Source organism: Kitasatospora brasiliensis, from assembly GCF_032654805.1.
Taxonomy (GTDB): domain Bacteria; phylum Actinomycetota; class Actinomycetes; order Streptomycetales; family Streptomycetaceae; genus Kitasatospora; species Kitasatospora brasiliensis.
Genome location: NZ_JAUOOW010000005.1, coordinates 218016 through 239949 on the forward strand (window position 1 = coordinate 218016; position 21934 = coordinate 239949).

Annotated in this window: 20 protein-coding genes; 10 read left to right on the top strand and 10 right to left on the bottom strand. The window is 71.5% G+C overall.

Annotated features, from left to right (window positions below; genetic code table 11):
* The first annotated feature begins 22 nt into the window (after positions 1-22).
* A complete protein-coding gene (gene pyk, locus QWJ13_RS20545) occupies positions 23-1450 on the top strand; it encodes a pyruvate kinase (protein ID WP_316526227.1) in 1428 nt (475 codons plus the stop codon).
* Positions 1451-1512: 62 nt separating this feature from the next.
* On the opposite strand, the gene QWJ13_RS20550 is transcribed toward pyk, so the two are convergent.
* The 4 genes from QWJ13_RS20550 to QWJ13_RS20565 form a co-directional block, all read right to left on the bottom strand.
* On the bottom strand, positions 1513-2826 hold the full coding sequence (locus tag QWJ13_RS20550; RefSeq protein ID WP_316526229.1) for a hypothetical protein: 1314 nt from the start codon (positions 2824-2826) through the stop codon (positions 1513-1515).
* Positions 2823-3323, bottom strand: a complete 501-nt coding sequence (locus QWJ13_RS20555) for a DUF6114 domain-containing protein (protein ID WP_316526230.1) — start codon at positions 3321-3323, stop codon at positions 2823-2825. Before QWJ13_RS20555 ends, QWJ13_RS20550 begins: the two co-directional genes overlap by 4 nt.
* Positions 3324-3454: 131 nt before the next feature.
* On the bottom strand, positions 3455-4123 hold the full coding sequence (locus tag QWJ13_RS20560; protein ID WP_316526232.1) for a DUF6230 family protein: 669 nt from the start codon (positions 4121-4123) through the stop codon (positions 3455-3457).
* A gap of 702 nt (positions 4124-4825) precedes the next feature.
* Positions 4826-5830, bottom strand: a complete 1005-nt coding sequence (locus QWJ13_RS20565; RefSeq protein ID WP_316526234.1) for a tetratricopeptide repeat protein — start codon at positions 5828-5830, stop codon at positions 4826-4828.
* A gap of 365 nt (positions 5831-6195) precedes the next feature.
* Between QWJ13_RS20565 and QWJ13_RS20570 the strand changes: the two genes are divergently transcribed.
* Complete coding sequence (locus QWJ13_RS20570) at positions 6196-6891, top strand: TetR/AcrR family transcriptional regulator (protein ID WP_432277564.1); 696 nt, start codon at positions 6196-6198, stop codon at positions 6889-6891.
* Positions 6892-6957: 66 nt separating this feature from the next.
* Here QWJ13_RS20570 and icmA read toward each other — a convergent pair whose 3' ends face one another.
* The 3 genes from icmA to QWJ13_RS20585 form a co-directional block, all read right to left on the bottom strand.
* Positions 6958-8643: a coenzyme B12-dependent isobutyryl-CoA mutase large subunit gene (gene icmA / locus QWJ13_RS20575; protein WP_316526236.1), complete on the bottom strand. Its 1686-nt coding sequence runs from the start codon at positions 8641-8643 to the stop codon at positions 6958-6960.
* Between the two features lie 229 nt (positions 8644-8872).
* The gene (locus QWJ13_RS20580) at positions 8873-9214 is read right to left on the bottom strand and encodes a DUF3817 domain-containing protein (protein ID WP_316526237.1); all 342 of its coding nucleotides are present in this window, start codon (positions 9212-9214) and stop codon (positions 8873-8875) included.
* A 76-nt stretch (positions 9215-9290) separates the two neighbouring features.
* A complete protein-coding gene (locus QWJ13_RS20585) occupies positions 9291-9863 on the bottom strand; it encodes a MarR family winged helix-turn-helix transcriptional regulator (RefSeq protein WP_316526238.1) in 573 nt (190 codons plus the stop codon).
* A gap of 498 nt (positions 9864-10361) precedes the next feature.
* Between QWJ13_RS20585 and QWJ13_RS20590 the strand changes: the two genes are divergently transcribed.
* Positions 10362-11981: a M4 family metallopeptidase gene (locus QWJ13_RS20590; RefSeq protein WP_316526239.1), complete on the top strand. Its 1620-nt coding sequence runs from the start codon at positions 10362-10364 to the stop codon at positions 11979-11981.
* Positions 11982-12390: 409 nt separating this feature from the next.
* Complete coding sequence (locus QWJ13_RS20595; RefSeq protein ID WP_316526240.1) at positions 12391-14016, top strand: M4 family metallopeptidase; 1626 nt, start codon at positions 12391-12393, stop codon at positions 14014-14016.
* Positions 14017-14142: 126 nt separating this feature from the next.
* Here the strand turns inward: QWJ13_RS20595 and QWJ13_RS20600 are convergent, their stop codons facing one another.
* Positions 14143-14454 carry a DUF3817 domain-containing protein gene (locus QWJ13_RS20600; protein WP_432277565.1) on the bottom strand — a complete coding sequence of 104 codons (312 nt, stop codon included), beginning with the start codon at positions 14452-14454 and terminating at the stop codon, positions 14143-14145.
* Positions 14455-14748: 294 nt separating this feature from the next.
* On the opposite strand from QWJ13_RS20600, the gene QWJ13_RS20605 reads away from it, so the two are divergent.
* The 5 genes from QWJ13_RS20605 (at position 14749) to QWJ13_RS20625 (ending at position 18562) form a co-directional block, all read left to right on the top strand.
* A complete protein-coding gene (locus tag QWJ13_RS20605; protein WP_316526241.1) occupies positions 14749-15546 on the top strand; it encodes a DUF2127 domain-containing protein in 798 nt (265 codons plus the stop codon).
* Between the two features lie 147 nt (positions 15547-15693).
* Entirely contained in the window at positions 15694-16332 is a 639-nt protein-coding gene (locus QWJ13_RS20610; protein ID WP_316526242.1) for an AIM24 family protein, read from the top strand.
* The gene (locus QWJ13_RS20615; protein WP_316526243.1) at positions 16332-16982 is read left to right on the top strand and encodes an AIM24 family protein; all 651 of its coding nucleotides are present in this window, start codon (positions 16332-16334) and stop codon (positions 16980-16982) included. The genes QWJ13_RS20610 and QWJ13_RS20615 overlap by 1 nt, the downstream gene beginning before the upstream one ends.
* 221 nt (positions 16983-17203) lie before the next feature.
* Positions 17204-18007: an AIM24 family protein gene (locus tag QWJ13_RS20620; protein WP_316526694.1), complete on the top strand. Its 804-nt coding sequence runs from the start codon at positions 17204-17206 to the stop codon at positions 18005-18007.
* Between the two features lie 39 nt (positions 18008-18046).
* Complete coding sequence (locus tag QWJ13_RS20625; protein ID WP_316526244.1) at positions 18047-18562, top strand: MarR family winged helix-turn-helix transcriptional regulator; 516 nt, start codon at positions 18047-18049, stop codon at positions 18560-18562.
* Between the two features lie 286 nt (positions 18563-18848).
* On the opposite strand, the gene meaB is transcribed toward QWJ13_RS20625, so the two are convergent.
* Both meaB and QWJ13_RS20635 read right to left on the bottom strand, forming a co-directional pair.
* Positions 18849-19805: a methylmalonyl Co-A mutase-associated GTPase MeaB gene (gene meaB, locus QWJ13_RS20630; protein ID WP_316526245.1), complete on the bottom strand. Its 957-nt coding sequence runs from the start codon at positions 19803-19805 to the stop codon at positions 18849-18851.
* Between the two features lie 87 nt (positions 19806-19892).
* The gene (locus tag QWJ13_RS20635) at positions 19893-21086 is read right to left on the bottom strand and encodes an acetyl-CoA C-acetyltransferase (protein WP_316526246.1); all 1194 of its coding nucleotides are present in this window, start codon (positions 21084-21086) and stop codon (positions 19893-19895) included.
* A 258-nt stretch (positions 21087-21344) separates the two neighbouring features.
* Between QWJ13_RS20635 and mce the strand changes: the two genes are divergently transcribed.
* A complete protein-coding gene (mce, locus tag QWJ13_RS20640; RefSeq protein WP_316526247.1) occupies positions 21345-21785 on the top strand; it encodes a methylmalonyl-CoA epimerase in 441 nt (146 codons plus the stop codon).
* The last annotated feature ends 149 nt before the right edge of the window (positions 21786-21934 follow it).

A 21934-nucleotide genomic window follows, 5' to 3' on the forward strand; every position in this document is an offset into this window, starting at 1 on the left:
ACGAACGGATAGACTGATCCATATGCGCCGAGCGAAAATTGTCTGCACCCTGGGTCCGGCGACGGACTCCTACGAACAGCTGAAGGCCATCGTCGAGGCGGGCATGAACGTCGCCCGACTGAACATGAGCCACGGCAACCACGCGGACCACGAGGAGCGGTACCGCAAGGTCCGCCAGGTCTCGGAGGACACCGGCAAGGCCATCGGCGTCCTGGCCGACCTCCAGGGTCCCAAGATCCGTCTGGCGACCTTCGCCAACGGCCCGGTGACCGTCGACAACGGCGACGAGTTCACCATCACCACCGAGGACGTCCCCGGTGACCAGCACATCTGCGGCACCACCTACAAGGGCCTGCCCGGCGACGTGAAGCCCGGCGACCCGGTCCTGATCAACGACGGCGTCATCGCCCTGGAGGTCGTCAGCGTCGACGGCCCGCGGGTGAAGACCGTGGTCATCGAGGGCGGCGTGCTCTCGAACAACAAGGGCATCAACCTGCCCGGCGCGGCCGTGAACGTGCCCGCCCTGTCCGAGAAGGACAAGGACGACCTGCGCTTCGCGCTGCGCCTGGGCGTCGACATGATCGCCCTGTCCTTCGTCCGCAACGCGGACGACATCAAGGACGTCCACGAGGTCATGGACGAGGTCGGCATCCGGGTGCCGGTCATCGCCAAGATCGAGAAGCCGCAGGCCGTCGAGGCCATGGAGGAGATCGTCCTCGCCTTCGACGCCATCATGGTCGCCCGCGGCGACCTGGCCGTGGAGTACCCGCTGGAGCGGGTCCCGCTGGTCCAGAAGCAGCTGGTCACCCTGGCCCGCCGCAACGCCAAGCCGGTCATCGTCGCCACCCAGATGATGGAGTCGATGATCCACGCCTCGCGCCCGACCCGCGCCGAGGTCTCGGACGTCGCCAACGCCATCCTGGACGGCGCCGACGCGGTCATGCTGTCCGCCGAGTCGAGCGTCGGCAAGTACCCGGTCGAGACCGTCCGCACCATGGCCCGGATCTGCGAGACGGCCGAGGGGGAGTTGCTCTCCCAGGGCCTCCAGCCGCTCAACCCGGGCCGCAAGCCGCGCACCCAGGGCGGCTCGGTCGCCCGTGCGGCGTGCGAGCTGGGCGACTTCCTGGACGGCAAGGCGCTGGTCGCCTTCACCAAGTCCGGTGACACCGCCCGCCGGCTTTCCCGCTACCGTTCGCCGATCCCGGTGATCGCCTTCACCCCGGACTCCGCCACCCGCAACCAGCTCTCGCTGAGCTGGGGCGTCGAGGCGTACGTGACCGAGCAGGTGGCCACCACCGACGCGATGGTCGCGCAGGTCGACCGGGAGCTGCTGCGGATGGGCCGGCTCGGCGAGGGCGAGACCGTCATCGTCACCGCCGGTGTCCCGGTCGGCATCCCCGGCACCACCAACATGGTGCAGGTCCACCACCTGGGCACCCGGAGCGAGTGAGCCTCCGTCAGGCCTGAACGTCCGTGGGGCGGCCCTCCGTCGGGAGGGCCGCCCCACGCACGTCACTTGTCGCTGTAGGGCGCGTTGTCGTTGAACAGGTGCATCCCCGGGATGTGCAGGGTGCCGCCGAACTGGCCGGCCTGCTTGGCGGTGACGCCGGTCAGCTCCAGGTCCAGCGGGATCGGGATGGAGCCGATCAGGTCGTACAGCCAGCGCGGCAGGGTGTCCGGGGTGAGGGTGATCTCGCCCAGGTCGATCGGCAGCGGCAGGCCGAGCACCTTGGAGAGGTGGCCGGACAGCCGCTCCACGTACATGGTGACCGGGCCCTCGCGCATGGTCGAGGTGGAGCCCGGGGCGCCCTGGACGTGGAAGGTCACGCCGTTGCCCTGGAGGGTCGACATGTCGAGGTTGTCGATGTCCACGCTGTCGACCACGAACTTCAGGACGCGCTTGCTGCCGGTCGGCGTCTTCACGTCGTAGACCCCGTGGAAGACCGCGCCGTGCAGGGCGAGCCGGCTGGTCAGCAGCGTCCAGTTCTGCTCCGGGACGACGTGGTCGGGAGCGGCCGCGCCGGCGCTCAGGCCCCGGGCGTCCACGTCGCAGTTGGGGTTCTCGGTGGGCGTGGCGGTCGGGGAGGCCGCCTCGGTGGGCGTCGCCTCGGCGGACGGCGTCGCCTTGGCCGTCGGCGACGGCTTGGTGCTCGGCCCGCCGCTCGGGGTGGCGGTGGGCGAGGGCTCCTCGGTGGCGGTCGGGGCCTCGGTCGGCGCGGCCTGCGGGGTGGCGGCGGCCGGGGTGCCGGCTGCCGTGGGAGCGGTGGTCGGCGTGTCGGTCGGGTGCGGGCTCGGGCTCGGGCTCTGGCTCGGGCTCTGGCTCGGCGCCTTCGGGTCGAACAGGCCGCCCAGACCGCCGATGATGTCGTCGATCACCCCGGCCCGGGTCGCCGTCGCCGTGCCGGTGGCCGAGGGCTTGACCGGCGAGGTGGGCTGCTGGGCGGGCGCGGTGGTCGGCACCTGGGCGGGCACCGAACCCGGGTCGGTCGAGGCGCCGGTCGGGGCCGGGGCGGTCGGGGCCGAGCTCGGCGTGCCGGACGGGCCCGGCGGCGGCTCGGGCAGCTCGCTCTTGGGCACCGGCGTCTCCAGCGGCGCCACGTCCGGCACCACGGCCGGGGCCGTGCCGCAGGGCTTGCCCGCCGCGGACTCGGCGACCGCCGGGTGGGGCGTGTAGGCGGCGGCCATCAGCAGAGCGGTGGGCACCGCCGCCATCGCCAGCGCCCGGCCCCTCAGCCGGACCCGTACGGGCGTGCGCGGGGCCGCGTGCCGGCCGGAGCGCTGCGCGGGAACGGTCGTACCGTCGGCTTGCTCGGCCGGCCCGGTCACCGCGCCGCCTCCTGGTGCACGGCGCCGACCGGCTGCGGGGCGGCCTCGGCCGTGGACTCGGCGGCCACCGCGGTCGGCTCGGCCGCCGGCTCCGGCAACGGCGCCCAGGAGACCAGCAGCCCGCCGCCGATCAGGCCGGGCAGCAGGGCCAGGCCGAAGCCGGCCAGGTTGGACATCGGCAGCGAGACCAGCGTCAGCAGGATGGTCGCGATGCCCGCGAAGACCCGGACGGCCTGCTGGAACCACCCGGCGAGGCCGAGGGCGATCATCAGCATGCCGATCAGCAGCGAACCGGCGCCCGCGGTGGTCGACATCGCGATGGTCAGGCCGCCGAACGTCAGGTGCGCGTAGGGGAAGTAGAGGATCGGGACGCCGGCGATCATGGCCAGCAGGCCGCCCCAGAAGGGCCTGGTGCGACGGAACGTGCGGAAGCCCCGCCAGAAGGCCCCGAGCGGATTCTGGCGGCCGGTCCGGGTTTCGACCGTTGCGCTGGTCATGGTGCAGCTCCTCGGCATCGCTACGAGGGGAAAACGACTGGCGCGAGGCCGGGGGCGGCGGAATCCGCCGCCCCCGCCCCGCGAGGGACCCGTCCGTCGGGCGTGCCCGCCGGCACCCCGTCAGGCGGGGCTCAGAAGCACTCGTTGTTCGGGCCGTCGCCCTTCTTGAGCGACAGGCTCAGGCCGTTGAGCTTGAACGTTCCGGCCGAGGTGGCGCGGGCGGTCTGCTCGACTCCGTCCAGCGAGGCCGACTGGGCGGCCTGGGCGAAGCCGGTGGCGCCGGTGGGCAGGCCCTTGTTGCCGCTGGCGGCGGCGACACCCGGGTGCGGAGTCCAGCCCTGGGTGGCCGTGCCGGCGAGGGTGGAGGCGTCCTGGCCGATGTTGATGGACTTGAAGGTCGCGTCGGCCTTCAGTTCCTCCATGTCGATCAGCAGGTTGTCGGCGTGCGCCGGGGTGCCGTTGCCACCGGCCTTCAGCTGGAGGGTGATCTTGCCCATGCCGATCTTGCTCAGGTCGGTCACCACGGACTGGCACATGTTGGTGATGTCGGCCGAGTCGAACGCCGAGACGGCGACCGGGTGCGGCGTGCCGTCGGCTTCGAGGTCGACGGTGCCGAACTGGGCGAAGTGGGTGCCCTCGATGTGCGAGGCCTTCACCTTGAACGACTGGCCGGAAATGCTGAACGAGGCGGCGAGCGCGCTGTTGGCGATCGAGACGCCGACCATCGCGGTGGCCGCGACGCTCGGCACCATCACCAGGGCGAAGCGCTTCCAGCGGGTCTTGCCATAGGCCTTGGACATGCGAGTCCTCCTTCTAGGACGTACATCTCCGGCTCCCCGGCGGTGCGTTCCGTACCGGTGGGGGCCTGGGATGGGAGAGAGCTACGTCCTCGGTAGCGGAGAGCGCCTTGGGCGTCGTCGGACGCGGGAGCGGTCCGCGGACAGCGGCCCTCCCGGCCAAGCACCGACCGACCTTGTGGGGCGGCGGGCAGGACCGACGACATCGGCGATCACCCCCGAGCGACAACCAGCGACCGCGCAGGGCCGCGCGGCCGGTCGAAGGACAGGAACCGCCGTGGGACCGCGGATACCCCCCTGCCCTCCCTCCCGTCGGCCGGGGCCGACGGATCGCCCGGTGGGGATCCCGCGCTCCACTGGGCCCACCTGGGTCGGCGGGTGTCGGAGTCTGGGACCGGGCGTGGCCGATCGTGCTTGAATCCCGGGCGAAGCACAAGGGGTGCCTTACTGACGGGTAATCCAACGCCAGATGGAATCGATCATGAAATCGGCCCGAGTTGCACGGTGCGTGACGATCCGACGGAGGCGCGACGGTGAAATTCGCCGGAAACACTGGTGAAACACCCGTGGGTGGTCACGTGATGTGACCACCCACGGGTGAAATCAAGATTTGGTAAACCTAAGGGCTGTTAGTCGGATTGTCGCCAAATCACCTGGCGACACCGCAGGTCATCCGCCGTGACAGGCAGTTGATCTGACTCGGCCTCAGAACAGCACGCGCGCCAGCGCCGCACGGGCCACGACGACCCGCGGGTCCTCCGCGCCGATCACCTCGAACAGCTCCAGCAGGCGCAGCCGGGCGGCGTCCCGGTCCTCGCCGGCCGTCCGACCGACGGTGTCCACCAGCCGCCCGAAGGCGTCCTCGACGTGACCGCCGACCAAGTCCAGGTCGGCCGCCTGGAGCTGGATCTCGACGTCCTTCGGAGCGGCCGCGGCAGCCGCCCGGACGGCCTGGAGGTCCAGACCCTCGACCCGCTTCAGCAGCTCGGCCTGAGCCAGGCCCAGCTTGGCCTCGGTGTTGCCCGGCTGCTCGGCGAGCACGTTCTTGTACGCCTGGATGGCGCCGCCCAGATCGCCGGCGTCCAGCGCGTCGTGGGCGGCGGACAGCGCCGGGTCCTCCGGGCGCTGCGGGACGGCGGCCTCGGCCTCGCCCGGGACGCCCGCCCCGCCGCCGGCCACGCCGGCCACGCCGAAGCGCTGCTCGGCGACCAGGATCAGCTGGTCCAGGATCTTGCGGATGTTGGCGGCGCTCTCGGCGCCCTGGAACAGCGGCACCAGCTGGCCGGCCACCACGGCCATCACGGCCGGGATGCCCTGGATGCCGAACTGCTGGGAGAGCAGCGGGTTGGCGTCCACGTCGATCTTGGCGAGCACGAAGCGGCCGGCGTACTCCTCGACCAGGCCCTCCAGAACCGGGCTGAGCTGCTTGCAGGGCCCGCACCACTCGGCCCAGAAGTCGATGACGACCGGCACCTCGGTGGAACGCTGGACGACCTCGGTCTCGAAGGTGTCCTCGGTGACGTCGATGACGAGCTGGTAGCCGGAGCCGGCGACGGCGGAGCCGTCCGAGTCGGCGGCGGCCGCCTGGCGGGCCCGCTCGGCCCGGGCCTGCTCGGCCTTCTGGGCGGCTTCGCCGGCCGCCTTCACTGCGGCGAGGTCGACCGCACCGCGCAGGGCGGCACTGTTGAGACGCGAATTCCGTGGCTGCATGGCACCATCCTCCCCCGTCCGCGCTGCTCGCGGGCACCAACCTCGGGAAAGTCGCCCCGCGCGGGCCGCGCGGTGCGGGTTGCCGGGCGCGGCGCCCTTCCCCCGGTAGCCTGGACCGTTCGGCGCGGATCCCCACCCGCGCCCGCGCCGCTCCCGTCCCACGGGACGCGGCGCCTGGTTGTCACTGCTTTCGCTACGAGTCGTAGCGTAACTGGAGCCGGTGCCCCGGCCGCAAGCCCCACCGGCGGTTCGAGGACGTGACCTGTCCCACTTTCCCGGGCCGCCCGACTGCCCGAACGGGCGAACAGTCGCTACCGTTACCAGCCCCACCCAAGTTACTTACCAGTAGAGCGCAAGGAGGCCCGGTGCCGGCCGCCCAGCCCCCAGCGACCCCGGAAAGCCCGGAGAGCCCGGCCCGGACGACCGCGGAGCAGGCCGGACCGGCCCCGGAGCCCGCGGGCGCCGCCCGGGCCAAGGGCCGCCCGCGCAGCGCCGCCGCCGACCGCGCGATCCTCGACGCCACCCGCGAGACCCTGGCCGAACTCGGCTGGGGCGGACTGACCATGGGCCACGTGGCGAGCCGCGCCAAAGTCGCCAAGACCACCCTCTACCGCCGCTGGCCGTCCAAGAACGAGCTCGTGGTGGACGCCGTCGCCAGCCTCTTCGACGATCTGGTCATGCCCGACCTGGGCAGCCTGCGGGCCGACATCGAGGCCGTGGTGGCCCAGTTCGCCGCCCTGCTGGACCGCCCGGAGACCCAGGCGGCGCTGCTCGCGCTGTTCGCCGAGGGCACCCGCGACCGGCAGCTGCGGTACCGGATCCGGGAGGCCATCGTGGACCCGCAGAAGCGGCTGGTCCGCCAGGGCCGGGCGGCCGCCCAGGCACGCGGCGAGCTCGGCCCGGACACCGACGACGCGGCCGCCCGCGCGGAGGTCGACATCATCTTCGACACCATCGCGGGCACCGTCGAGCACCGCGTCCTGGTCAGCGGCGAGCCGATCACCCCGGAGTGGACCCGCCGCTTCACCGACCTGCTGCTCGGGCCGCTCATCGGCTGCTGACCGGCGCCGGACACGGCACAGCCGCCCGTACGGGACTTCCGTACGGGCGGCTGCGGCCGTGGCCGGTCAGAACATCGCGTTCTCCTGGTACGTCCCCCACTCCTGGCGCAGCGCGTTGCAGATCTCGCCCAGCGTCGCCTCGGCGCGCACCGCGTCCAGCATCGGCGGGATCATCGACTCGCCCGAGCGCGCCGCCGCCAGCATGGCGTCCAGCCCGGCCCGGACGGCCGCGTCGTCCCGGGCCGCCTTGCGCTCGCGCAGCACCCTGACCTGCTCGCGCTCGACCTCGTGGCTGACCCGCAGGATCTCCAGCTCCGGGGTGACGCTGCGCGGGTGGCAGTTGACGCCGACCACGCGCTTGTCGCCCTTCTCCACCGACTGCTGGTACTGGAAGGCCGCCTCGGCGATCTCCCCGGTGAACCAGCCCTCCTCGATGCCGCGCAGGATGCCGGAGGTGATCGGGCCGATCTCGTGGTCCTCGCGGCCCTTGTCCAGGATGCGCTGGAAGATCGCCTCGGCCTGCTGCTCGATCCGGTCGGTCAGCGCCTCGACGTACCAGGAACCGCCCAGCGGGTCCGCCACGTTGGCGACACCGGTCTCCTCCATCAGCACCTGCTGAGTGCGCAGGGCGATCTCGGCGGCCTGCTCGGAGGGCAGCGCCAGGGTCTCGTCCAGGGCGTTGGTGTGCAGCGAGTTGGTGCCGCCGAGCACCGCGGCCAGCGCCTCGACGGCGGTGCGCACCACGTTGTTGTACGGCTGCTGCGCGGTGAGCGAGACACCGGCGGTCTGGGTGTGGAAGCGCAGCCACTGCGCCTTGTCGGTCTGGGCGCCGAAGCGCTCGCGCATCCAGCGGGCCCAGATCCGGCGCGCGGCGCGGAACTTGGCGATCTCCTCGAAGAAGTCCACGTGGGCGTCGAAGAAGAAGGACAGGCCGGGCGCGAAGACGTCCACGTCCAGGCCACGGGACAGGCCCAGCTCGACGTAGCCGAAGCCGTCGGCGAGGGTGTACGCCAGCTCCTGCGCGGCCGTCGCCCCGGCCTCGCGGATGTGGTAGCCGGAGACGGACAGCGGCTTGTACGCGGGGATGCCCTCGGCGCAGTAGGCCATCAGGTCGCCGATCAGGCGCAGGTGCGGCTCGGGGGCGAAGAGCCACTCCTTCTGCGCGATGTACTCCTTGAAGATGTCCGTCTGGAGGGTGCCGTTGAGCACCGACGGGTCCACCCCCTGGCGCTCGGCGGCGACCAGGTACATGCAGAAGATCGGCACGGCCGGGCCGCTGATCGTCATCGAGGTGGTGACCTCGCCGAGCGGGATGCCGTCGAACAGCACCTCCATGTCGGCGGCCGAGTCGATGGCCACGCCGCAGTGGCCGACCTCGCCGAGCGACTTGGCGTCATCCGAGTCGTAGCCCATCAGGGTGGGCATGTCGAAGGCCACCGAGAGGCCGCCACCGCCCGCGTCCAGGATCATCCGGTAGCGCTCGTTGGTCTGCCGGGCGTTGCCGAAGCCGGCGAACTGGCGGATGGTCCAGGTGCGGCCCCGGTAGCCGGTCGGGTGCAGACCGCGGGTGTACGGGTACTCGCCCGGCCAGCCGATCCGCTCGAAGCCCTCCACGGCCTGCCCGGCGGGCGGGCCGTAGACCGGCTCGACCTCGTCGCCGGAGAGGGTGCTGAAGTCCGCGTCACGCTTGCGGGCCTTGTCGTACCGCTGCTGCCAGCGCTGCCGTCCGCGCTCGATCTCCTCGGCGTCCATGACCCCGAACTCCGCTCCGTACGGCCGCCACGGCGACGGGCGGCACAGCTAGTAGGACGTCCTAGTAATTTACTCGGACGTCCTACTACTTGTCGATGGATGACGGCCGCGAGTCGGCGCTCCGGCCTCGGCAAACACCGCGGAACGCCGTGGAACGCCGTGGAACGCCGAGAGCGCCCCTCCCCCGCGATCAGGGGAGGGGCGCTCTCGAAGGCGCGGGCGGTCGGGCTCAGACCCCGGCCGGCTGGCGGGCACCGGCGCCCGCCGGGAGCTTCGCGGCGGCCTCGGCGGCCACCTTGCGCTCGAAGACGAAGGAGAGGAAGGGGATGCAGCCCGCCGCCAGGGTGAGCAGGAGGCGGCCCATCGGCCACTTCAGCTTCTGCCCGAGCAGGAAGGTCACCACGAAGTACCCGATGTAGAGGTAGCCGTGCAGCATCGCGACGTACATCGTGACGTCCTTGGCGGCGTCGAAGCCGTACTTCGCGACCAGGAAGCCGCAGAACACCAGCAGTGCCACACCGGTCGCAATGGCCAGGGCCCGGTACCAGCCCAGCAGGGGGGTCGCCTTCATGATCTTCCTCGCCTCGCTCGGCAGTATCGGCCGGTACGCCCGGATCCGGGCACCGCTCACACGAGGGTAGCCGCCTTCACGGCCGCTTCTTCGCAGCCCCCTCCGTCGGCCCGTCCGCCGAACTGCTCCCCGGCTCCTGCGCCGGCTCGGCGAAGTCGCCGGCCGCGACCCGCAGCGGGCGGAGCAGCTCGAACACCTGGCGACACTGCTCGGTGTCGTACTCCTCCAGCCCGAACTCCATCGCCATCAGCTCCCGGGTGGCCTCCTCGACCACCTCGCGGCCGCGCACGGTGATCGCGGCCAGCACGCCGCGGCCGTCCAGCGGGTTGGGTCGGCGGGCGACCAGGCCGGCCCGCTCCAGCCGGTCGACGGTGTTGGTGACGCTGGTCGGGTGGACCATGAGGCGCTCGCCGACCTTGGAGAGCGAGAGCTCGCCGGTCCGGCTGAAGGTGAGCAGCACCAGTGCCTCGTAGCGGGCGAAGGTCAGCCCGTACGGCTTGAGCACCGCGTCCACCCGGGACAGCAGGATCTGGTGGGCGCGCATGATCGAGGTGATCGCCGCCATCGAGGGGACTCCGCCCCAGCGGCGGGTCCACAACTCGTCGGCACGGGCGATCGGATCGAAGTCGAGAGCGAGGGGCTTGGCCACCTCCTTACCGTACCGGCGGGCGGGGCGGGTGTTACCAGCCGTCCCAATGGTGGACAAGCGCAACACGTGGCGGGATCCCGCCAATCGGGCGGCCAGGTCGATACCGGGACATTGCGCCGATGTGAACGCGCGGCAACGCCCGCCCGGCGCACCGGGGTTGGCCCCTGATCGGCCCGCTGCCGCACCAGCAGGCTTCGGTTCGGACGGTAACCCGTTGCGAGGCAGGGCGATTCATCCCTTTTGTTCGCTCGTTCACAATCCTTCGCCGTGGCGGGACTTGGCCAACTCATGAGTAAGACCTGTCATTTGATTTGCTCGATTGTCATGCTTTCGATCAACCCCGTTCGGTAGCCACCACCCCCACCCACCGGTGGCGAAGCCGCTCTTCCGACCGCGCGGGGTCTGCACGTCAGCGCCCGTTCCGCCCCTCAGGTGCCGGCCCGGCCCCCGGAACGCGGCGCGACCGCGCCCACCGCGGTTTCCCGGAAGGACTCGTTCGTGAAGCGAAAGCTCGCCGCAGTCGCCGTACTCTCCGCCACCGCCCTGCTCACCGGCGTCGTCCAAGGCACCGCGGCCATGGCGGCCCCGCACTCCGGGGCCCCGCAGCAGAGCGACCCGATCGCCCTGGCGCAGGGCCAGGCCGGCAAGGTGGCGCACGCCCTGGCCCTGGGCGGCCAGGAGCAGCTGGTGGCCAAGGACGCCATCGTGGACGCCGACGGCACCCGCCACCTGCGCTACGAGCGCACCCTGGCCGGCCTCCCGGTCCTCGGCGGCGACCTGGTGGTGCACCAGAAGGCCGACGGCGCGACCACCTCCGTGGACAAGGCCACCGGCGCCTCCCTCGCCCTGCCGAGCCTCACCCCGAAGATCGCCGCCGACCAGGCCGCCGCCCAGGCGACCGGCGCCGTGCAGTCCACCGTGGGCATCACCGCCGACAAGGACGAGGCCCCGCTGACCGCCGTCCACCAGACCGGCAAGGCCGAGCTGGTCGTCTGGGCCGCCGACGGCAACCCGCGCCTGGCGTACCGCACCACGGTCGAGGGCGAGCGCGCCGACGGCACCCCGAGCCGCCAGCTGCTGGTCACCGACGCGGCCAGCGGCCAAGTGCTCTCCACCCACGAGCAGGTGCAGACCGCCGCCGGCTCCGGCAAGGGCGTCTTCGTCGGCTCTGTCCCGCTGACCACCACCCAGAGCGGCACCAGCTACCAGCTGAAGGACACCACCCGCGGCGGGCAGGCGACCTACACGCTGAAGAACAAGACCTCCGGCTCCGGCACCCTGGTCGCCAACACCACCAACAGCTTCGGCAACGGGCTGTCCTCCAACGCGGAGTCCGCCGCGGTGGACGCCCAGTTCGGCGCGGCCGTCACCTGGGACTTCTACAAGAACACCTTCGGCCGCAACGGCATCAAGAACAACGGTGTCGGCGCCGCCAGCCGCGTCCACTACGGCTCCAACTACGTCAACGCGTTCTGGGACGACACCTGCTTCTGCATGACGTACGGCGACGGCGCCAGCAACACCCACCCGCTCACCGAACTCGACGTGGCCGGCCACGAGATGAGCCACGGCGTCACCTCGGCCACCGCCAACCTGAACTACTCGGGTGAGTCCGGCGGCCTCAACGAGGCGACCTCGGACATCTTCGGCACCATGGTCGAGTTCTACGCCAACCTGCCCTCCGACAAGCCGGACTACCTGATCGGCGAGCTGATCAACATCAACGGCGACGGCACGCCGCTGCGCTACATGGACAAGCCGTCCAAGGACGGCGCCTCGGCCGACTACTGGTCCTCCACCGTCGGCACCAAGGACGTCCACTACTCCTCGGGCGTCGCCAACCACTTCTTCTACCTGCTGGCCGAGGGCAGCGGCGCGAAGACCATCAACGGGGTCAGCTACAACAGCCCGACTTCCAACGGCTCCACCCTGGCCGGCATCGGCCGGGACAAGGCCGCGCAGATCTGGTACCGCGCGCTGACCACCTACTTCACCTCCACCACCAACTACGCGGGGGCGCGCACCGGCACCCTGAAGGCCGCGGCCGACCTGTACGGCGCGAGCAGCGCCGAGTACAACGCGGTCGCCGCGACCTGGAGCGGCGTCAACGTCAACTGACGTATCCCACAGGCGCATCGGACGCCCGGGACCCTCCGGCGGGAGGGGCCCGGGCGTTTCCGTTCCCTCGCGGCCGTCAAACCCGTCCGGTTGGCGGGGTCCCGCCAGGGGACTGCCGAGGGGGGCGAACCGGAGAAACCGGGCAACGGGCGGCAACCGAACCATCCGTACCGGGATTTGGCGGTTCCTGGCCAATCGCGTAGGCAGCCTGTCCATCAGTGCAAACGGTTGTCATGCTTCTGACCAAGTCCCGTCCAACTCTTCGCCGCCCCACCCGAATCCGGCGGAGGGTCAGGAACCGCACGGGACGGCACGTCCGCGCCCTACCGCCCCCAAGGCGCCAACCCCGGCGCCCCGGTACGCGGCGCACCCGCACGCACCCGCGGGTCTCGTGGAAGGAACCCCGTACGTGAAGCGAAAGCTGACTGTCGGAGCCGTACTCTCCGCCACCGCCCTGCTGGCCGGCGTCGTCCAGATCGCCGCCGCCCCCGCCCAGGCCGCCACCCCCTCGGCCGCGCAGCAGCAGTCCGCGCTGCTCGCGCTGGCCTCCGGGCAGAGCGCCCCGGTCGCCCAGGCCCTCGCCCTCGGCGGCCAGGAGAAGCTGGTGCCCAAGGACGTGGTGGTGGACCAGGACGGCACCCGCCACCTGCGCTACGACCGGACCTACGCGGGCCTGCCGGTGATCGGCGGCGACCTGGTCGTCCACCAGAAGGCCGACGGCTCGGTGAAGTCGGTCGACCGGGCCTTCGCCGGGCAACTGTCGGTGCCCAGCCTGACCCCGGCCCTCGCCGCGCCCCAGGCCGCCGAGAAGGCCACCGCCGCGCTGCGGGCCACGGTCGGCGTCGCCGCCGACGCGGACGAGGCGGCGCTCAGCCGGATCGACCGCACCGGCGCCCCCGAGCTGGTCGTCTGGGCCGCCGACGGCACCCCGCGGCTCGCCCACCGCACGGTGGTCGAGGGCCAGCGGGCGGACGGCACCCCGAGCCGCCAGGAGGTCGTCACCGACGCCGCCACCGGCCAGGTGCTCTCCACCGACGAGAAGGTGCAGACCGCCACCGGCTCCGGCAAGGGCGTCTTCGTCGGCAGCGTCACGCTGACCACCACCCAGAGCGGCACCAGCTACCAGCTCAAGGACGCCTCCCGGGGCAACCAGTCCACCTCCGACCTCAAGGGCGGCACCTCGGGCAGCGGGACGCTGTTCGCCAACACCACCAACAGCTTCGGCAACGGGCTGGCCTCCAACCGCGAGTCCGCCGCCGTGGACGCCCAGTTCGGCGCGGCGGCCACCTGGGACTACTACAAGAACACCTTCGGCCGCAACGGCATCAAGAACAACGGCGTCGGCGCCGCGAGCCGGGTGCACTACAGCACCAACTACGTGAACGCGTTCTGGGACGACTCCTGCTTCTGCATGACGTACGGCGACGGCTCCGGCAACACCCACCCGCTGACCGCCCTCGACGTCTCCGGCCACGAGATGAGCCACGGCGTCACCTCGGCCACCGCCGGCCTGATCTACTCCGGCGAGTCCGGCGGCCTCAACGAGGCCACCTCGGACATCTTCGGCACCATGGTCGAGTGGTCGGCCAACCTCGCCGCCGACCCCGGGGACTACCTGATCGGCGAGCTGATCAACATCAACGGCAACGGCACCCCGCTGCGCTACATGGACAAGCCGTCCAAGGACGGCGCCTCGGCCGACTACTGGTCCTCCACCGTCGGCAACAAGGACGTCCACTACTCGTCCGGCGTCGCCAACCACTTCTTCTACCTGCTGGCCGAGGGCAGCGGCGCCAAGGTCATCAACGGCGTCAGCTACAACAGCCCGACCTCCAACGGCTCGACGGTCACCGGCATCGGCCGGACCAAGGCCGCGGCCATCTGGTACCGCGCGCTGACCGTCTACATGACCTCCACCACCAATTACAAGGCCGCCCGCACCGCGACCCTGAACGCGGCCCGTGACCTGTACGGCGCGAGCAGCACCGAGTACAACACGGTCGCCGCGGCCTGGAGCGGGGTGAACGTCAGCTGAGCCCCTCCGAGCCAACCCGGTAGGAAACGGCGACAGGCTGCCGCGGCCCTTTGGGAGAGGAGGCCGCGGCAGCCTGTCGGCCGTCCGCGAGGAGAAAGCGCCCGGGATCGGACGGTGCGCCCGGGATCAGGCGGCGGCGGGCTTCAGCTCGCCCTGCTCCTCCTTCTTGAGCAGCCGCTCGGCGAAGAAACCGCCGGTGGGCAGCACCGCGAGCACGAACAGCAGGACGCCGCGCTTGGCGTCCCACTTCTGCGCCTGCCAGGCCTGGATCCAGAAGACCACGTACAGGATGAACAGGACCCCGTGGACCATGCCCATCACCGGGACGGCGTCGAACGAGGTGGTCCGCTTCAGCACCGAGCAGATCAGCAGCAGGATGAAGGAGACCCCTTCGGGGCCGGAGACCAGGCGCAGGCGGTGGACGGCGCTGCTGTTCACGATGGATACCTCAATACGGGGTCGGCGGGCTTGTGAACGCTCGTGCACGCTTGTGACTCGCGCATGCTTGTGAAGCGACTCACAAGCATTCCGGCCATTATCGCCGAGCGGGCGTACGGCCCCCCGGCCGGGGTGGCCACCGTGCCCGATCTCACAGCACCCCCAAGGCCCTGTCACAGCTGTGTGTCGGAACGCCACCGAGTGCGACCGCCCGCCGCCCGGAACGCCTATCCTGCTGCCCTCGCGCCCACCATCCGGGCGCCGGGAGCAGCACACCACGGGGGTCGACACCACATGTTCAAGCGGGACTGGGACCGCAGGACCTGCGCCAAGCGCGGGCACATCACCTACGCGCCGACGGAGCCCGAGCTGGCCTCCCGGCTGCACGCCGCCACCGCCCTCGGCGACGCCTGGCGCTGCCTGCGCTGCGGCGACTTCGCCCTGGGCGCCCCGCACGGCTCCGGCCCGGCCGACGAGGCGCCGCTGGTGCCGCGCGGCAAGGCGCTGCGGGACCTGTTCATCCTGCGCTTCCTGGCCGTCGAGCGGGTGTTGCGCGGGCTGCTGATCATCGTGATGGCCTGGGCGGTGTGGAAGTTCTCCAACAGCCAGGACGCGGTGCACCGGGTCTTCGACGAGAACCTCACCGTCTTCCGGCCGGTCACCGACCACTTCCACTGGGACCTCGAACACGCCCCGATCGTCGAGACGATCCGCAAGACCTTCGACTTCGAGAAGAGCACCCTGCTGATCGTCGCCGGCGCGCTGCTCGGCTACGCGGTGATCGAGATCGTCGAGGCCGTCGGCCTGTGGCTGAACAAGCGCTGGGCCGAGTACCTGACGGTGGTCGCCACCGCGGCCTTCCTGCCGCTGGAGGGCTACGAGTTGAGCCACCACGTCAGCGCGGTGAAGATCTGCACCCTGGTGCTGAACATCGCGGCGGTGCTCTGGATCATGCTCTCCAAGCGGCTGTTCGGGCTGCGCGGCGGCGTGGTCGCCTTCGAGGCGGAGCGCCACTCCGCCTCGCTGCTGGAGGTCGAGGAGGCGGCCGGCACGATTCCGCACCCCGGGCAGGGAGCGCGCGCGGGGGCCTGAGCAGGGTTGTCGGGGGCTTGAACCGAACGCGCGCGCCCGCTTGAGTGGCGGCGCGCGCCCGGCCTGAGTGGCGCGTTTGTCGCAGCCCGGTACCAGTCGTCCCCCGCACCCTCCCCGGACCACGGCCGCAACGGTTAGATTGCGGCCGTGGCACAGTTCAGACTCCAGGGATCCCGGGTGCTCGCCGTCGAGTTGGGCGGGGACGCTGTCAAGGCGAGACACGGCTCGATGGTGGCCTACACCGGGCAGATGACCTTCAAGAAGCTGACCGGCGGCGGGGACGGCCTGCGCGGCATGGTCACCCGCCGGCTGACCGGCGAGAAGATGACGGTCATGGAGGTGAAGGGGCAGGGCATCTGCTACTTCGCCGACAAGGCCACCGAGGTCAGCCTCGTCCGGCTGAACGGCGAGACGCTGTACGTCGAATCGGACAATCTGCTCTGCACCGAGTCCACCCTGCACACCGGCACCAGCTTCACCGGACTGAACGGCATGTCCTCGGGCAACGGCCTGTTCACCACCAAGGTGGAGGGCCACGGCTGGGCGGCGCTCACCTCGGACGGCCCGGCCGTCATCCTGCGGGTCGACAAGAGCATGCCGCTGCGGGTGGACCCGGGCGCGTACGTGGCGCACACCGGCACCCTGCACCGCAGCCTGAAGTCGGGCGCGGGCTGGACCACGGTGATCGGCGAGGGCGGCGGCGAGGCCGTCCAGATCGAGTTCACCGGCGAGGGCCTGGTGTACGTCCAGCCCTCCGAGAAGGTCACCATCGGGGGCGACGTCTGATGGGCTTCACGAAGATCAACGGCAAGATGGTCGAGGCCCAGGTGGTGCCCGGGCAGCGGCTGTTCAGCCAGCGCGGCGCGATGCTCGCGTACAGCGGCGAGGTCCGCTTCACGCCGAACATCACCGGCGGGCAGGGCGGCGTGATGTCGATGATCGGCCGCCGGGTGGCCAACGAGGACACCCCGCTGATGACGGTCGAGGGCGAGGGCCGGGTGATGTTCGGCCACGGCGGCCACCACGTCCACGTGATCGACCTGTTCGGCGACACCCTGTACGTCGAGGCGGACCGGCTGCTCGCCTTCGAGGGCACGCTGCGCCAGTCCACCATGTTCATGGGCTCGCAGGGCGGGGTGATGGGCATGGTCCGCGGCCAGGTCACCGGGCAGGGCCTGTTCACCACCAAGCTGGAGGGCCAGGGCTCGGTGGCGGTGATGGCGCACGGCGGCGTCTTCGAACTGCCGATCGTCCCCGGCCAGTCGGTGCACGTCGACCCGCAGGCCTACGTGGCGCACCGCGGCGACGTGCGCAACAAGCTGTCCACCGCGATCGGCTGGCGCGAGATGATCGGGCGCGGCTCGGGCGAGGGGTTCCAGCTGGAGCTGTCCGGGCAGGGCACGGTCTACGTCCAGGCGAGCGAGGAGAAGCTCTGATGTCCTACCCGCCGCAGCCCCCGTACGGCTCGCCGCACGACCAGCCGACCCAGCCGGGCTTCGCCGTCCCGCCGGACTACGCTCCGCAGCCGGGCTATCCGCCGCCGCCGTCGGGGGGCTACCCGCCGCCGCCTGCGGCGCACCAGCCGCCGCCTCCGCCGCAGTACGCCGCCCAGCAACAGCCGTACGCCCAGGAGCAGTTCGGCGGCCCGGTGGCCCCGCTGCCGACCGGCCACGGCGGCCCCGGACCGGTGGTGTGGGACGTCCACAGCCTGCCGGCCGGGGACAACGTCAACCCGTACGCCTTCTCGGTCGAGCTGAACGGCGCCTACTTCCTCCAGAAGGGCAAGATGATCGCCTACTACGGCGACATCACCTTCAAGGGCGTCGGCGCCGGGGCGATCGACCGGGTGCTCGGGCAGCACTTCAACTCGCCGCTGCACGCGTCGGACTGGGTGGTCGCCGAGGGCCGCGGCAAACTGCTGCTGGCCGACCGGGCGTTCGACCTCAACTCGTACGACCTGGACAACGGCAACCTGACCGTCCGCTCCGGCAACCTGCTGGCCTTCGACCCGACGCTGCGGCTCAAGCAGTCGATCATCCCGGGCTTCCTGACCCTGATCGGCACCGGCCGCTTCGTCGCCGCCTCCAACGGCCCGGTGCACTTCGTCGAGCCGCCGATCCGGGTGGACCCGCAGGCCCTGGTCGGCTGGGCGGACTGCCCGGCGCCGTGCCACCACTACGACCACGACTACCTGCACGGGCTGATCGGCGGCCTGCGCCGGCTGACCGGCTTCGGCGGGGCCTCCGGCGAGGAGCACCAGTTCGAGTTCATCGGCGCCGGCCAGGTGCTGCTGCAATCGAGTGAGAAGCTGTTGGCGGAGCGGTCGGTCGGCCAGGTGGAGGCCGAGGCGGGCGTACCGGTCGGCGGCGTGCCGTCCCAGCCGGCCGCGCAGGGCGGCGGGAACCCGAACATCCCGGGCCTCGGCAACCTGGGCGACCTCGGTCGACGATTCGGCCTGTAAGTTGTACAAGATTGAACTAAATCGGCTATGCTAGAAGGCATGGATACGCACACGCTCGACACTGCGGACACCCCTCCGTCGCAGCCCGAGGAGGAGACTCCCTGGCTGTCCGCCAGGGAGCAGCGGATGTGGCGCGCCCATCTGGAGGTCGCCAAGCTGCTGGACTACCAGCTCAGCCGCGAACTCCAGCCCCACAACCTGGCGATCAACGACTACGAGATCCTGGTCGTCCTCTCCGAGGCCCCCGACCGCCGGATGCGGATGACCGACCTCGCGACCGCCACCCTCCAGTCGAAGAGCCGCCTCTCCCACCAGATCACCCGGATGGAGAACGCCGGCCTCGTCCTCCGCCAGGAGTGCCCGGGCGACCGCCGCGGCCTCTACGCCCACCTCACCGAGCACGGCTGGGACACCATGCAGCGCGTCGCCCCCGACCACGTGCGCAGCGTCCGCGCCCACTTCATCGACCGCTTCACCCCGGACCAGCTGGACGCCATGTACGAGGCCCTCGCCCCCATCGCCGAGCACCTCCGCGGCCTCCGCGGCAAGCCGTAGCCCCGGGGTCGACCGCAACACCCTTCACCGCTCCGGCCCTTGTGCGCGGGAAGTCGGCCGGGTCGAATTCCCCCGCGGAGGCAGGAACGGCAACCCATGAAGGGCGCGCCCGGCTGGGGCTGCTGCCCCTCCGGAGGGGGCGGAGAAGGAAGTGCTCCTCGGTTCTGCTTCGGCGGCCCCGGCCCGAGCGGGCCGGGGCCGCCGTTGCTTCGCGGTTCCGGGAACGGGTGGGCGGTGGTCCGCTCGCGGGTCGGGCGGGCCGACTTCCTGTGCGGGGTGGCGGGGGTCAGGTGGTGGTGAGGCCGGCGACGAGTTCGTCGGCGGCGCCGTAGGGATCGAGGGTGCCGGCGGCGACGCGGTCGGCGAGGGCGGCGAGGTGGCGGTCGCCCCGGAGGTCGCCGATACGGGCGCGGAGTTCGGCGAGGGCGATGGCCTCGATCTCCTGGGCGGCCCGGCGACGGCGGCGGGTGGCCAGTTCGCCGTGCTCCTCCAGCCAGGCGCGGTGCTTCTCCAGCGCCTCGACCACCTCGTCCACGCCCTCGCCGCGGGCCGCGACGGTCTTGACGATCGGCGGGCGCCAGTCCCCCGGCTCGCGGGCCTCGCCGAGGCCCAGCATGTGGTTGAGCTCCCGCGCGGTGGCGTCGGCGCCGTCCCGGTCGGCCTTGTTGACCACGAAGACGTCGCCGATCTCCAGGATCCCGGCCTTGGCCGCCTGGATGCCGTCGCCCATCCCGGGGGCCAGCAGCACGACGGTGGTGTCGGCCTGGGCGGCGACCTCCACCTCGGACTGGCCCACCCCGACGGTCTCGACCAGGATCACGTCGCAGCCGGCCGCGTCCAGCACCCGCAGCGCCTGCGGGGCCGCCCAGGAGAGCCCGCCGAGGTGGCCGCGGGTGGCCATCGAGCGGATGAACACCTCGGGGTCGGTGGCGTGATCCTGCATCCGGACCCGGTCACCCAGCAGCGCGCCGCCGGAGAACGGCGAGGACGGGTCGACGGCCAGCACCCCGACCCGCTTGCCGAGCCGCCGGTACGCGGAGACCAGCGCCGAGGTGGAGGTGGACTTGCCGACCCCGGGCGAGCCGGTCAGGCCCACCGTGTACGCCCGCCCGGTGTACGGCGCGAGCGCGGCCATCGCCTCCCGCAGCTGCGGCGCGGCGTTCTCGACCAGCGTGATCAGCCGGGCGACCGCCCGCGGCCGGCCCTCCCGGGCCTGCTCGACCAGCGTGGCGACATCGATCATCAGTAGCTCCTAGCGCAGACGCGGATGCCGAAAGGGGCTGCGGACCGCCATCCGCGGTCCGCAGCCCTGGAGATCAGATCCGGCCGGTCAGGCCTTCGGGACGCGCACGATCAGCGCGTCGCCCTGGCCGCCGCCGCCGCACAGCGCGGCCGCGCCGACCCCGCCGCCGCGGCGCTGGAGCTCCAGCGCCAGGGACAGCACCACGCGGGCGCCGGACATCCCGATCGGGTGGCCGAGCGCGATGGCGCCGCCGTTGACGTTGACGATGTCCGAGGAGACGCCCAGGTCCTTCATGGACTGGTAGGCGACGGCCGCGAACGCCTCGTTGATCTCGATCAGGTCGAGGTCGGCGACCTCCAGGCCCTCCTTGGAGAGCGCGTGCTTGATCGCGTTGGACGGCTGCGACTGGAGCGAGTTGTCCGGGCCGGCCACGTTGCCGTGCGCGCCGATCTCGGCGATCCAGCTCAGGCCCAGCTCCTCGGCCTTGGCCTTGCTCATCACGACCACGGCGGCGGCGCCGTCGGAGATCTGCGAGGAGGTGCCGGCGGTGATCGTGCCGTCCTTGGTGAAGGCCGGGCGCAGCTTGGCCAGGCCCTCGACGGTGGTGTCCGCGCGGATGCCCTCGTCCTGGCTGAACAGCACCGGCTCGCCCTTGCGCTGCGGGATGGCGACCGGGACGATCTCGGCCTCGAAGACGCCGTCGGCCTGCGCCTTGGCGGCCCGCTGGTGGGAGGCGGCGGCGATCTCGTCCTGCGCCTCGCGCGGGATGCCCAGGCGGGTGTTGTGCTTCTCGGTGGACTCGCCCATCGGGATGTTCTCGTAGGCGTCGGTCAGGCCGTCGTGGGCCATCGAGTCGAGCATCGCGATCGCGCCGTACTTGTAGCCCTCGCGGGACTTGGGCAGCAGGTGCGGGGCGTTGGTCATCGACTCCTGGCCGCCGGCCACCACGATGTCGAACTCGCCGGCCCGGATGAGCTGGTCGGCCAGCGCGATGGCGTCCAGGCCGGAGAGGCAGACCTTGTTGACGGTCAGCGCGGGGACGTTCATCGGGATGCCGGCCTTGACGGCGGCCTGGCGGGCCGGGATCTGGCCGGCACCGGCCTGGAGCACCTGGCCCATGATCACGTACTGGACCTGGTCGCCGGTGATCCCGGCCCGCTCCAGGGCGGCCTTGATCGCGACGCCGCCGAGGTCGGCGCCGGAGAAACCCTTGAGGGAACCCAGCAGGCGGCCCATCGGGGTCCGCGCACCGGCAACGATCACAGAGGTGGTGTTGGTCATGGGACGGGCCCCTTCGCACGTCGTGGCCAGGTGAGGTTGCCGCTCAATGTACTGACCTGTTACCCGCCCGTCACCGGAGTGACGGTGTGATCGAGCGCACTGACACCATCCAGTCAACACCGTGCCGAATCGGTCCGGGTGAACCGGAAGTCGGCCGACCGGCCGTGTGAGCAGGCTCGCACCCGGGGCACTGGCGTGGGCCGCGGGCGATGCGCTGCACTTGGTGCACTCTTCTCCCCCATCACCCGGAGGAACGCCGTGCTGACCCGCATCGACCACATCGGCATCGCCTGCCGAGACCTCGACAAGACGGTCGAGTTCTACCGCGCCACCTACGGTTTCGAGGTCTTCCACTCCGAGGTCAACGAGGAGCAGGGCGTCCGCGAGGCCATGCTCCGGATCAACGGCACCGACGACGGCGGCGCCTCCTACCTCCAGCTGCTGGAGCCCACCCGGCCCGACTCCACGGTGGCCAAGTGGCTGGAGAAGAACGGCGAGGGCGTGCACCACATCGCCTTCGGCACCGCGGACGTGGACGGCGACTCCGAGGCCATCCGGGACAAGGGCGTCCGGGTCCTGTACGACCAGCCGCGGATCGGCTCGATGGGTTCGCGGATCACCTTCCTGCACCCCAAGGACTGCGGCGGCGTGCTGACCGAGCTGGTCACCTCCGCGCAGCAGGGCCACGACGAGCACTGAGCACGGCGGGCACCGCGCCGTCACGAGCACCGAGCCATCGCCCCGGCCCGCCCCCGACGGGGGCGGTGCCCCGGCGGCAGCCGACGGCCCATCGGTCATGACCCGTCAGTAACCTGGCGGGGAGAGCCGGAAAACCCCCCTGCGGCCAT